Origin of the sequence: Sphingomonas sp. CCH9-F2, from assembly GCF_001556735.1 — a bacterium.
Classification (GTDB): domain Bacteria; phylum Pseudomonadota; class Alphaproteobacteria; order Sphingomonadales; family Sphingomonadaceae; genus Sphingomonas; species Sphingomonas ginsenosidimutans.
In genome coordinates this window covers 1-11,726 of record NZ_LSJO01000281.1, presented here as the reverse complement: position 1 = coordinate 11,726, position 11,726 = coordinate 1, and the positions used below count along the sequence as shown (strand labels likewise).

The following is an 11,726-nucleotide window of genomic DNA, read 5'->3' as shown; positions in this document are numbered from 1 at the left end:
GAGGGCACGGGGGGCGGGGGCGGCACCGGATCCGCGGCGCGCGCGGCGTTGAGCGCGCGTTCGGTGTCCAGCGCCCGTTCCGCGGCGGCGAGGCGCTGGCGCAGGCGGAAGCGGATCCAGTGCTGGTACACCAGCGTCGGGACGAAGCCGGTGAGGAAGGTCGCCAGCAGCAGTACCGGCAGGTTCACTTCCGCCACCATCCCGCCGAACAGCTGGATCGAAACGGTCGTCCAGTTGCCGAAGGTGAAGACCGCTGCGACGAACGCGAGCAGGCACCAGAACAGGAGCTTCAGGAATTGCATGGCGCGCAGGCTAGGGCGGTCGTGCGGATTTTTCCAGTCCACGGGCGAAACGACTGGGTGGGGTCAGCCGATTTCGCGGCGGAGGGTGTCGATCAGGCCGGTGGCGGTGGACAGGCGGGGGGCTTCCTCGTCGAGGATCGCGAGGAAGGCGGCGCGTTTGATCGCGGCGATGCGGCCGGCGCGCAGGCGGGCGCCGGGGGGCAGGGTGGAGACGGTGATGTCGATCATCCGCTCGGCACCGTGCAGCCGGCCCCACAGATAGTCGTTTTCACGATACATCCTGCTAAAAAACGCCCCGAAGTTACTGAATTGTATGCCCTTCAATGTCGCTTCCGCGCCGCCTTCGCGGATCGAGCGGGCGTCGTCGGGGGACACGCGATCGACCTTGATCGGATCAAATTCGTCGCTGCCCTCACCCTGGAGCAGCGGCATGGTGGCGACGTCGAAATAGGGAAAGCCGAGGTAGTTGAGCAGCATCGGACGGCGGATATCGCGCGGCATCGCGGCGAGCGCGGTGGCCATTCGTTCGTCGGTGGTAGCGTCGAGCGTGGTGAGATCGAGCGCGGCGCCGAGCGAGTCGAGCAGCGGACCGGCGTCGTCGCGCAGGGCACGCACGTCGCGGCGAAGCGCGGTGCGGCGCTCGGGCAGGCGCGCATCGAGATAGGCGCTGAGCGAGTCGTAGATGGCATCGCGCAGCGGTGCGAGCGTGGTTTCGTCGGCCGCGCCCTCCACTTCGGTGAGGCGGCGCGCCAGCAAGCGCAGGCGGCGGACGCGGAAATTGAGGTCGAAGGTGCGCAGGAACGCGATCATCGCGTCGCTGGCGCCGCCCGCGAACACCGCATCGGGGCCAAGACCGCGCGCCGCCAGCGCGGCATCGAGCCGCTGGCGCAGGCGCCCGCCGCGCCGCGCCGCCGGCTCCCCGCCGATCGACTGGAGCAGCGCGGCGACGAATTCGACCACCCCGGCGGCCTTCAACTGGCCGTAGCTGGTATAGGCATAGCCGGCGCGGTCGGCGGCGGCCTGTTGCGCGCGGCGACGCCATGCGACCAGCCGCGCGGGGGTGGGGCGGTCGAGGAACAGCGTGCGGCCGAACAGCCCCTCGATTTCCGCCTCCACCTGCGGGCGGATCGCCTCGGTGATCGCGCGCATCCGCTCGATGCGACGCGAGCGTTCGGCCAGCGCCTCCAGATTGTCGCGGATCGGCTGCTGGCGCGGCAGTTCGCTGACCGCGCCGATGATCGTCTGGAAGAAGCCGGGCGCGCCCCGCACCCCGTGTCGCATTCCGAACTTATGACCGGGCGAGGGATCGATATAGACGAAGCGACGATCGACCTGGCGGCGCGCCGGCCGTTCGCGCAGGGCGTCGATCGCCGGGCGGAACGGCGCGTTGGCCAGTACCGATCCGTCGATCAGCACCGCCTTGTCCGCCGCATGCGCCGCGTCGTGCCGCGGCAGCACGCGCGACAGGAACGCGCGGCGCCCCGGCCACGACTGGCGCCGGGCCTTCAGCACCGCATCCAGCTCGGCCACGGTGAACGGCGGAAAGGCACCGGGAAAGCTGGAGGTGGCGCGCGCCGCGAAGGCGAGTTCCGGCACCGCGGCGAGCGTCTGCACCGCATGGCCGTGATCGGTGAAGGGGAACACCAGCCGGTGCTCGGTTTCCATCACCTCGGCGGGCGAATGGAGCTGGAGCCGTTCGGGATGACCGCCGAAATCGGTGACGGTGACGAACAGGTCGAGCGGCTGGCCATCGGGCAGCAGCCGCGGCCCGCGCGGCGCGGCCGCCATGGCGTCGAACGCATCGAGCAGCATCGTGGTGAAGCCCGCGCCGGAAAAGGGCGGTTCGAACCAGCGCGAGCGGATGAAGTGCGACAGCTTGGCCTTCACTTCGTCGCGCGTGGCATCGTCCAGCGCCTCCAGTTGATCGGCGCTGCGCCCCGCCGCCATCCACGCCAGCGGCATCGCCCAGACCTTCGAGAAGCGCGAGGCGGGCGCGGCCTCGGCGTCGATCAGCCGTTCGACGTCGGCGCCGTCCAGCCACAGGTCGGTCAGCGGGTCGAGCGACTGGCCGCTGGCGATCGCCTGCGCCAGGAACACGCCATTGATTCCGCCCGCACTGGCGCCAGCGACGATATCGGGCAGGATGCGCAGCCGGATGCCGCCATGCGCCTCGATCTCGGTCAGCAGCTCCAGATAGACCTGGGCGCTGGCGCCGACGCATGCGCCGCCGTCATGCGCGGCGCGGCTGGCGCGGGCCAGGTGCCACACCTCCTTGGTGATGCCGTGCATATAGACCGCCAGGCTGATCCCGCCGTAGCAGACCAGCGCCAGCCGCAGTTCCTTTTCGCGGACGGCGTCGCGGCGGGGCGGGGGCGGCGTCATGCCAGTTCCAGTTCCGCCCAGATCGGCAGATGGTCCGACGCGGTGCGCGCCGCCGCGCTGGCATGGACGCCGCAGGCGGCGATGCGCACGTCGGGCGACACCATGATCCGGTCGAGCCGCGCGATCGGGCGGCGCGCGTGGAAACTGGGGCCGGTGTCCGCGAAGCGATAGTCATGGCCGAAATCGCGCAGGCAGCCCGACTGGCGGCTCCATTCGTTGAGATCGCCCATCATCACCGTCGGGCGGCGCGCGGTGTCGGCGCCGACCTGCGCCATGATCGCCGCCGCCTGACGCCGCCGCCACAGGCCCGACAGGTCCAGGTGCATGCCCACCACGCGGATCGTCGCATCGCCCAGTTCCACATCCGCCATCACCGCGCCGCGCGGTTCCAGCGCGGGCAGGTGGACCGGCGCGCATTCCACGATCCGCGCCGACTTGCGCACCAGCAATGCATTGCCGTGCCAGCCCATGCTGGCGGCGCGGACCGCAACGCCGACCGCCTGCCAGTCGCCATGTTCCTCCAGCAGATGCGCGGTCAGCACCGCCGCGCGGGTGCCGAAGCGGCGATCGGCCTCCTGCAGGGCGATGATGTCGGCATCGATCTCGCGCAGGACCTGCAGGATGCGTTCGGGGTTGCGGCGGCGATCGGTGCCGATCGCCTTGCGCATGTTGTAACTGGCGACCTTCACCTTCATGTGCGCACCGTAACGACCACCGCCGCCCGGCGGTTGCACGATGCTGTCACACAATCGTTACCAACCCGTCTTGACGTTACGGAAAGCTGGGCGCAGCCTCCGTTCTCGAAGTTCGTCGAGGGGCGAGCACGGGCACGCCGCCGATGTCTTCGGGACAGGAGAAGCTGCCATGGCCTATGCCGATAGCGTTCGCGGATCACGTCGCCTCTCTACCATTGCCGGTGTCGCCGCCCTCCATGCCGTCATCGGCTATGCCTTCGTCAGTGGGATGGCCATCGATGTCGCGGGACGGATCGAACAGACGCTGACCATTCGCAACATTCCGCTGACCGTGCCGCCACCGCCCGTCGACACGCCGCCGCCCGCGAAGCAGACCATGACGCAGGCGACCCAGCGTAGCGAACCGCAGGTGACCGCGTCCACCGCGGTCGACGCGCCCGCCGCCAGCTGGACCGTGCCGGTCACGACCTTCCCGCTCGACCCGCCGGTCATCGCCGATCTGCCGCCGCCGCGGCCGCTGCCGTCGGCCTCGGCAGCGCCGGACCTGACCCGCGGGGTAGCGGTGCGCGGCAACCGGGGCGCGTGGATCACCAATGACGATTATCCGCCCGCGGCGATCCGTGCCGAGGAACAGGGCACGGTGGGGATCAGCGTGGCGATCGGCACCGACGGCCGCGTGACGTCATGCCGCGTCACCGCGCCCAGCGGATCGTCGGCGCTCGATCAGGCGACCTGCCGCCTCTATGCGCAGCGCGCGCGCTTCACGCCGGCGCGCGATGCGGGCGGCGCGGTGGTGGAAGGGCGCTACAGCGACCGCGTGCGTTGGGAACTGCCGCGCTAGCAGTCGGCATCGTCATGCCGTACCGGGATCCACCGCACCGCGTCCCCACCGGCCGTTGGGGTCGTGGAACGGTGGACCCCGGATCGCGTCCGGGGTGGCGGGTTGCGAGGAGCGAGCGATGGAGGGAATGTCCGTCGTCACGCATTCCAAGGTGGTGCCGGTTGCAGGGATCGAACCCGCGACCTTCGGTTTACAAAACCGCTGCTCTACCAGCTGAGCTAAACCGGCATCGTCCCGCTCCCATGCGTCAGCGGACGCCGAAGGTCCAGCCCTCCGTCGCGGCGATCGGATCGGTCAGCGCGGGGGGATGCCATAACGTCGCGTCCGCGGCATGGCGGCGCAGCCAGGCGGAGGCCATGATCGCGTCGGTGGCGTGATCGTCATAGGCGGCGAGCGGCGCATGCGGCCGCGATCCCAGCGCGGCGAGCGCAGTATCGAGCGCGGCGGCATCGCGCAGCTTGCTGCGGCCGCGCGGCACACCCGCGGCGCGCGCGGCGATCGCGGTGTAGATTTCCACCACCAGCGCGCCGCGTGGCGGCACGGCGTCGAACGGCCACACGGGGATGCGGCCGGCCAGGTGGTGGAGCAGCCGCATCCCCGCGAAGCTGGCCTTGGCCACCTGCGCCGCGCCGATCGCGTCATAGACGGTCGACGGCTTGGTGGTGCCGTCTCCCGCCACCTCGCACGCGCGCCAGTGGAGGAAGTCGCGCTTCGCCCCGTCTGCGGCGCCGAGGTAGAAATGGCGTCCGCGCCGCGCCTCCAGGAAGGAGGCGGCGCCCAGATCCGCGTCGTCGCTCATCGCGTCGACATAGGCCCACAGCGCGCGGGCGTCGGGGGTGGCGACCGCCTCCCCCGGCAGATGCGCGCCGCGCGTCACGAAGGGTGCGGAAAAGCTGAAGTCGAACCCGGCCAGCAGCGCGTCGTCCCGCTGCCCCGCCAGCCAGTCGAGCACGCCCTGCCGCGACCAGGCGCGGCCATCGGGCGGGGCGACCAGCAGCGGGGCGGCATCGCCCGCGTCGCAGGTGGCGACCGCGATGCCGCGGTGGCGCTGGCCCTTCGCCCCCGACCAGTCGATCGCGGCGAAGCGCGTGAAGCGGGGCAGGGTCACCGCGCGGCGATGACCTCTGCGGCGAAGCGCGCGACGTCGAAGCGCGCGCCGCCAGGATCCTCCCCGCGGCGCACGATCACCAGCCGCTCGGACGGGATCACCATCACATACTGGCCGCGATTGCCCTGCGCCGAATAGCTGCCGGCGGGCAGCCCCTGCGTGGCGCCGAACAGCCAGATGGTCGCGCCATAGCCCTCCGCCCGGTCGGGCTGCGGGCCGGCGGGGGTGGTCATGTAGCGGACCCAGCCGGCCGGGAGCAGGCGCTTGCCCTGCCACACGCCGTCCTGAAGCCAGAACTGCCCCAGCCGTGCCAGATCGCGCGCGGTGGTGTAGACGTCGCTCGACAGGATGTAATTGCCCTGCCAGTCCGCCTCCGCGACGGTATGGCGCATCCCCAACGTGGTGAAGAGACGCGACGGGAGCGCGCGATAGCGTGGCTCGCCCAGCGACGCGCGCAGCGACCGGACCGCCAGCATGATGTCATTGTTGGCATAGCGGAACCGCTCGCCCGGCTGGGTCGCCAGCGGCCATGACGTCGCCTGTTCGGTGACGGTGGTGCCGCCGAAATAGATCGCGTCGGTGCGGTTGCCCGCGGTGTCGCTGTGCAGGCCCGAGGACATGCGCAACAACTGGTCCAGCGTGATCCGCGCGCGCGGATCGGCGCCCCACGGGCTTTTCCATTCGGGGATGTTCGCGGGCTGGCGCGGATCGACCCCCGCCATGCCGACCAATGTCCCCGCGATGCTCTTGGCCACCGACCAGGTGCGGTTGGCGACGAACGGGCCGAAGCCGTCGCGATAGCGTTCCGCCACCACATTCCCGTCGCGCAGCACCACGACGCCCAGCGTCTCGCTGCCCGCGCCGAAGCTGCCGTCGAAGGCGCGCTCGACCGCGCGCGCCAGCGCCGCCGACGGACGCGGCGCGATGCCGGCGTCGCCCTGCGGCCAGGCGCGCGGATCGGCGCCCAGCGGCCCGGCGGGGCCGGCGGCGGGGGCGGGCGACACCGGGACCGGCGCGCCGATCGGATGGAGCGTGCACCCGCCCGCGCGCGTCCAGGTGGCGCGGCGCGGGGGCAGGCGACGTTCGGCGTCGAACTCCACGATCACGCTGGCGGAACGCCGGTCGACCAGCGCGGGCAGGGCGGGGACGATCCGGTCATACTCCGGGTAAATGCCGCGCAGCTCGAGCTGCTCGACCTGCCGCTCGCCGCGCCCGGCGTTGAACACGCCGCCGCACAGGAACGACGCCTTGTACCCCGCCGCGATCGCGCGGGCATAGGTGCCGCGGTCGCTCTGCTGCACCGATTGCGGCGATTGCGCCGCCGCGGCGACGGGGGCGAGGAGGGCGAGCGGGAGGAGGAGACTATTCGGAACGCGCATGGTGGCGTTCTTCCCACCAGGCGAGCCGTTCGGCAACGCGCTTTTCGTAACCGCGCTGCGTGGGTTCGTAGAAGGTTTGCGGCGGCAGCTCGTCGGGCCAGTAGTTCGCGCCGGAAAAGCCGCCGTCGGCGTCATGGTCGTATTCATATCCGGCGCCATAGCCGATCTGCTTCATCAGCTTGGTTGGTGCGTTGAGGATGTTGGCGGGCGGCATCAGCGACCCCGTCTCCTTCGCGCTGCGCCACGCCTTCTTCTGCGCCATATAGGCGGCGTTCGATTTGGGGGCGGTGGCCAGGTACAGGCACGCCTGCACGATCGCCAGCTCGCCCTCCGGCGAGCCGAGGAAGTCGTAGGCGTCCTTGGCAGCGATGCACTGCACCAGCGCCTGCGGGTCGGCCATGCCGATATCCTCCACCGCCGCGCGGATCAGGCGGCGCAGGACGAACAGCGGCTCCTCCCCCGCGGTCAGCATCCGCGCCAGATAATAGAGCGCGGCCTGCGGATCGGAGCCGCGGATCGATTTGTGGAGCGCGCTGATGAGGTTGTAATGCCCCTCGCGGTCCTTGTCGTAGACCGCGACGCGGCGCTGGAGGAAGGCGGACAGGCCGGCGGCGTCGAGCGGCTCGCCGATGTCGACCGAGAACAATGTCTCCACCTGGTTGAGCAGGAAGCGCCCGTCGCCGTCGGCGCTGGCGACCAGCGCGTCGCGCGCGCTGTCGGCCAGCGGCAGGGGGCGGGCCATCTCCGCCTCGGCCCGGTCGATCAGCTGGTCGAGCGCGGGGCGGGCGAGGCGGTGGAGGATCAGCACCTGCGCGCGGCTGAGCAGCGCGGCGTTGAGTTCGAACGACGGATTTTCGGTGGTGGCGCCCACCAGCGTGACGGTGCCGTCCTCCACATAGGGGAGGAAGCCGTCCTGCTGCGCGCGGTTGAAGCGGTGGATCTCGTCGACGAACAACAGGGTGCGCTTGCCCATCCGGGCGTGCTCGCGCGCCTCCGCGAACACCTTCTTGAGGTCCGCCACGCCGGAGAAGACCGCGGAGATCGGGGCGAAGCGCAGGCCCACCGCGTCGGCGAGCAGCCGCGCGATCGTCGTCTTGCCGGTGCCCGGCGGCCCCCACAGGATCATCGACGACAGCCGCCCCGCCGCGACCATCCGCCCGATCGCGCCGTCAGGGCCGGTCAGATGCTCCTGCCCGACGACCTCGCCCAGCGTGCGCGGGCGCAGCCGGTCGGCAAGCGGGGCGTCGTCAGAGACGGCAGCATCGGCAGGAGGCGCGGGTTCGAACCCGGCGAAGAGATCGGCCATGCGCGCGAACATAAGGTGTCGCGCGCCGTTCGTCATGCCGGTGTTGAGGGTGTCCCGTCCGCCGGATCGGTCCGGGCGTGTCGATATTTCAAGATATATCTTGACGGGTGGCGGCAAAGATATATCTTGGGGCCATCGTAACCGCTCACGGAGTCGCTCAATGTTTCGTTTCTCTACCGGTGGCCACGGCCGCCACCACCATCACCACCACCACCGTTTCGGCCCGCGCGGCCCCCGCCCCGAGATGGACGTCGAGCGCTTCTTCCACTGGATCGAACGCCTCAACGACGGCGAGCAGCGTCGCGGCTGGGGCGGCGGGGGCGGGCGCAGCCGGCGGATGTTCGACGGCAGCGAATTGCGCCTCGTCCTCCTCAAGCTGATCGCCGACGAACCGCGCCACGGCTACGAACTCATCAAGGCGATCGAGGAGCTGACCGGCGGCGCCTATGCGCCCAGTCCCGGGGTCGTCTATCCCGCGCTGACCATGCTCGACGAGATGGAGCTGATCGCCGCGCAGGCCGCCGACGGCGCGCGCAAGCGCTTTGCCGTCACCGACGCCGGTCGCGCGCATCTCGACGAACAGGCGGAGCTGGTCGCGGCGCTGCTGGCGCGGCTGGAGGCGATCGGCGCGCATCGCGCCCGCGGGGAGGGGGCGCCCGTCCGCCGCGCGCTGGGCAACCTGCGCCAGGCGGTGCAGGACCGCGCCGGACGCCCCGACGCTTCGCCGGACACGCTGCACGATATCGCGGCGATCATCGACGAGGCGGCGCAGAAGGTGGAGCGGCTGAAGTGAGCGTCTGCGTCGCCCGCGTGCCGACCGCGTCGGCCAGCCGCTATCTCCAGCAGCTGGCCAAGCACTGGAGCCACAAGATGGAGGTCAGCTTTTCCGCCGAGGAAGCGCGGATCGCCTTCCCCAACGGCGCGGTGCTGGACCTGCGCGCCGACAGTGCGACACTGGACGTCGTGCTGACTGTCCCGGACGATGGCCCCGACGATGGCGGTGTGGCGCGGATGCGCGAGGTGGTGGCGAGCCACCTCGATCGCTTTGCGTTCCGCGAGGCGCCGCTGACGTTCGATTGGCGGGAGCGCGCGTGATCCGTCACCTCGCGCGGGCGGCGAGCACCTCGCGATAGGCGGTCAGCACCGCCTCGTTCGCGGCATCCCAGCGGAAATCCTGTGCGCGGACATGCGCCGCCGCCCCCATCCGCGCGCGCAACGCATCGTCGCGGACCAGCCGCTCGATCGCGTCGGCGTAGGCCGCCACGTCCTGCGGCGTGACCAGGAAGCCGGTGCGGCCGTCCTCCAGCAGGTCGACCGCACCGGTCGCGCGCGCCGCGACCACGGGGACGCCGGCCGCCATCGCCTCCGACGTCACCTGTCCCCAGGTTTCGGTGACGCTGGGGTTGAACAGCATGTCCATCGACGCGACCGCGCGGCCCAGATCGTCACCGCTCTGGAAACCGGCGAAGGCGGCATTCGGCACGCGCTCCGCGAACCATTCCTGCGCCGGCCCCTTGCCGACCACCAGCACCCGGTGCGGCACGCCGCGCGCCTCCAGCACGCGCAGCACGTCAGCGAAGACGCCCAGCCCCTTTTCCAGCACCAGCCGGCCGAGGAAGCCGACCGCGAGTTCGTCGTCGGCGATCCCCAGCGAGCGGCGCCATTCCTTGCTGCGCCTGTCGGGATGGAAGCGGCGGTGGTTGACCCCGCGTCCCCAGATCGAGATCGGTGACGTCACCCCGAATTCGGTCAGCACCTCCGCCATCGACGGGGTGGGGACCAGCACGCGGTCGGCGCGGTTGTAGAAGCGCCGCAGGATCGCCTTGATCGCCGGCTGGATCGCCGCCAGCCCGTAATATTGGAAATAGGTTTCGAACCGGGTGTGGACCGTCGCGACCACCGGCACGCCGCGACGGCGCGCCCAGGTGACCGCCGCATGGCCGAGGAATTCGGGCGCGGACACGTGCACCAGATCGGGCGCGAACGCCGCCAGATCGCGGCGGGGCCTGCGCGGCAGGCCGCGGCCCAGCCGATATTCGCCGCGCCCGCCGGGCATCGCCACCGCGGGCACGTCCACCACCTCGCCACGCGCCTCGAACGCGGGGGTGCGCGTGGTGGGGGAATAGACGCGCACCTGCACCCCGCGATCGAGCAGATGCCCGACCAGCAGATTCTGCGCCTGGTTCGCGCCGTCGCGGACGTAATTGTAGTTGCCGCTGAAGAAGGCGACACGAAGCGGCGAGGGGGCGGGAGGCGACGGATCGGTCATCGCGCCCGGTTAGCCGCGATATGGGGCAAAATCGCGACGGCGGTGCCGCCGGCGCGCAAGCGGGTGCGGCGTCATGCCGCCGGCTCGATCTCGTCCTTGCGGCGGACGCGGCGGATGCGCGGTTCGCGGCCCAGCATCGCCTCGCGCCGGATCACCTGGCGCAGTTCGTCGCGCTTGTCGTGGATCGACGCGATCACCGGCCCCATCGCGACGCCCAGGTCGACCAGCACCGCCTCCGACAGCTGGAGCGAGCTTTCCAGCGTCTCGGGCACCGCATCGGTGACCCCTGCCTTGTAGAGTTCGGCGGCGTGGATCGTGTCGCGCGCGCGGGCGATGATCGGCAGGTCGGGGAAGGCGGCGCGGACGCGGCGCGCGACGCGCACGGTCAGCACCGGTTCGTCCATCGTCAGGATCAGCGCGCGGGCGCGCGACAGGTCCAGGCGCTCGATCATCTCGGTGCGGGACACGTCGCCGAAGATGATCGGATAGCCCGCATCGCGCGCGGCGGCGACGGCGTCGATATCCGCCTCCACCGCGACATAGGGCTGGTCGTGGCGCGCCAGCATGTCCGCCACCAGCCGCCCGACGCGGCCGAAGCCGAAGACCACCGCGCGCGTGCCGCCGGCATGGTCGATCGTGTCAGGCACCGGCGCGCGCCCCTCCAGCCGGCGTGACACCGCGCTGCCCAGCTGCGCCAGCAGCGGCGTGATCGTCAGCCCGATCGCGGTCACCGTCTGCCAGAAATTGGCGGTCGACGCCTGGATCAGCTGCGCCTGTGCCGCGGTGGCGAGCACGATCAGCGTGGTTTCCGACGGGCTGCCCATCAGCAGACCGGTTTCGGCCGCGACGCCGGGCCGCGCCTGCGCCACGCGCAGCAGCAGATAGGTGACCACCGCCTTGACCGCGACGACGCCGACGACGGCGGCCAGCAGCGCCGCCCAGTTGGCGAGGATCAGCGACAGGTCCAGGCTCATCCCCACGGTGATGAGGAACACGCCCAGCGCCAACCCCTTGAACGGGGCGGTCATGACCTCGACCTCGGTATGATATTCGGTCTCGGCGATCAGCAGCCCGGCCAGCAGCGCGCCGACGATCGGCGACAGGCCGGCGGCGGTGGTCGCGACGCTGGCGATAATGACGACCAGCAGCGAGGCGGCGAGGAACAGCTCCGGGCTCTTCGTGCGCGCGGCCTGCGCGAACAGCCGCGGCAGGACCAGCCGGCCGCCGACGTACATCGCCACCACCGTCAGGCCGCCGCGCAGCGCGACCCCGGCGATCCCGGCCCAGCCCTCGGCGCTCGCGGTCGGCGCCATCGCGCCCAGCGCGAAGATGATCGGGACCAGCGCCAGATCCTCGAACAACAGCATCGCGAACGCGCCGCGCCCGACCGGACTGGTCGTCCCCACCAGCGGCAGCACCAGCGCGGTGGAGGACAGGGCGAGCG

Annotated in this window: 11 protein-coding genes and 1 tRNA gene; 3 read left to right on the top strand and 9 right to left on the bottom strand. The window is 71.1% G+C overall.

Features of this window, described 5'->3' with window-relative positions; translation table 11 throughout:
- From AX685_RS08575 to AX685_RS08565, 3 genes are all read right to left on the bottom strand, one after another.
- On the bottom strand, positions 1 to 302 hold a 302-nt coding region (locus AX685_RS08575; protein WP_066487572.1), incomplete at its 3' end, for a lipopolysaccharide assembly protein LapA domain-containing protein.
- A gap of 63 nt (positions 303 to 365) precedes the next feature.
- A complete protein-coding gene (locus AX685_RS08570) occupies positions 366 to 2,684 on the bottom strand; it encodes a patatin-like protein (RefSeq protein WP_066487570.1) in 2,319 nt (772 codons plus the stop codon).
- Positions 2,681 to 3,379 (bottom strand): endonuclease/exonuclease/phosphatase family protein, encoded by a 699-nt coding sequence (locus AX685_RS08565; RefSeq protein ID WP_066487569.1) that lies wholly within the window; start codon positions 3,377 to 3,379, stop codon positions 2,681 to 2,683. The genes AX685_RS08570 and AX685_RS08565 overlap by 4 nt, the downstream gene beginning before the upstream one ends.
- A 169-nt stretch (positions 3,380 to 3,548) precedes the next feature.
- Between AX685_RS08565 and AX685_RS08560 the strand changes: the two genes are divergently transcribed.
- Positions 3,549 to 4,220 (top strand): energy transducer TonB, encoded by a 672-nt coding sequence (locus tag AX685_RS08560; RefSeq protein WP_156445729.1) that lies wholly within the window; start codon positions 3,549 to 3,551, stop codon positions 4,218 to 4,220.
- Between the two features lie 152 nt (positions 4,221 to 4,372).
- Here the strand turns inward: AX685_RS08560 and AX685_RS08555 are convergent.
- From AX685_RS08555 to AX685_RS08540, 4 genes are all read right to left on the bottom strand, one after another.
- Positions 4,373 to 4,448 (bottom strand) — tRNA-Thr (locus AX685_RS08555).
- A 19-nt stretch (positions 4,449 to 4,467) separates the two neighbouring features.
- Entirely contained in the window at positions 4,468 to 5,328 is an 861-nt protein-coding gene (locus AX685_RS08550) for a hypothetical protein (protein ID WP_066487563.1), read from the bottom strand.
- Entirely contained in the window at positions 5,325 to 6,707 is a 1,383-nt protein-coding gene (locus AX685_RS08545) for a serine hydrolase domain-containing protein (RefSeq protein WP_066487560.1), read from the bottom strand. The genes AX685_RS08550 and AX685_RS08545 overlap by 4 nt, the downstream gene beginning before the upstream one ends.
- Positions 6,691 to 8,013 carry a replication-associated recombination protein A gene (locus AX685_RS08540; RefSeq protein WP_066487574.1) on the bottom strand — a complete coding sequence of 441 codons (1,323 nt, stop codon included), beginning with the start codon at positions 8,011 to 8,013 and terminating at the stop codon, positions 6,691 to 6,693. The genes AX685_RS08545 and AX685_RS08540 overlap by 17 nt, the downstream gene beginning before the upstream one ends.
- Positions 8,014 to 8,173: 160 nt before the next feature.
- Between AX685_RS08540 and AX685_RS08535 the strand changes: the two genes are divergently transcribed.
- Positions 8,174 to 8,806, top strand: coding sequence for a PadR family transcriptional regulator (locus AX685_RS08535; RefSeq protein ID WP_066487557.1), 633 nt, complete (start codon positions 8,174 to 8,176; stop codon positions 8,804 to 8,806).
- Positions 8,803 to 9,108 (top strand): DUF2218 domain-containing protein, encoded by a 306-nt coding sequence (locus AX685_RS08530; RefSeq protein WP_066487555.1) that lies wholly within the window; start codon positions 8,803 to 8,805, stop codon positions 9,106 to 9,108. Before AX685_RS08535 ends, AX685_RS08530 begins: the two co-directional genes overlap by 4 nt.
- A gap of 4 nt (positions 9,109 to 9,112) precedes the next feature.
- On the opposite strand, the gene AX685_RS08525 is transcribed toward AX685_RS08530, so the two are convergent.
- Both AX685_RS08525 and AX685_RS08520 read right to left on the bottom strand, forming a co-directional pair.
- A complete protein-coding gene (locus AX685_RS08525) occupies positions 9,113 to 10,282 on the bottom strand; it encodes a glycosyltransferase family 4 protein (RefSeq protein WP_066487554.1) in 1,170 nt (389 codons plus the stop codon).
- Positions 10,283 to 10,353: 71 nt separating this feature from the next.
- Positions 10,354 to 11,726, bottom strand: a 1,373-nt coding sequence (locus tag AX685_RS08520) for a cation:proton antiporter domain-containing protein (RefSeq protein ID WP_066487553.1), incomplete at its 5' end; no start/stop codon positions are given.

Bases quoted from the DNA above. Each gene is read 5' to 3' on its own strand.
- AX685_RS08525 (WP_066487554.1), bottom strand. From the start codon at position 10,282: ATGACCGATCCGTCGCCTCCCGCCCCCTCGCCGCTTCGTGTCGCCTTC.
- AX685_RS08570 (WP_066487570.1), bottom strand. From the start codon at position 2,684: ATGACGCCGCCCCCGCCCCGCCGCGACGCCGTCCGCGAAAAGGAACTG.
- AX685_RS08540 (WP_066487574.1), bottom strand. From the start codon at position 8,013: ATGGCCGATCTCTTCGCCGGGTTCGAACCCGCGCCTCCTGCCGATGCT.
- AX685_RS08545 (WP_066487560.1), bottom strand. From the start codon at position 6,707: ATGCGCGTTCCGAATAGTCTCCTCCTCCCGCTCGCCCTCCTCGCCCCC.
- AX685_RS08565 (WP_066487569.1), bottom strand. From the start codon at position 3,379: ATGAAGGTGAAGGTCGCCAGTTACAACATGCGCAAGGCGATCGGCACC.
- AX685_RS08560 (WP_156445729.1), top strand. From the start codon at position 3,549: ATGGCCTATGCCGATAGCGTTCGCGGATCACGTCGCCTCTCTACCATT.
- AX685_RS08535 (WP_066487557.1), top strand. From the start codon at position 8,174: ATGTTTCGTTTCTCTACCGGTGGCCACGGCCGCCACCACCATCACCAC.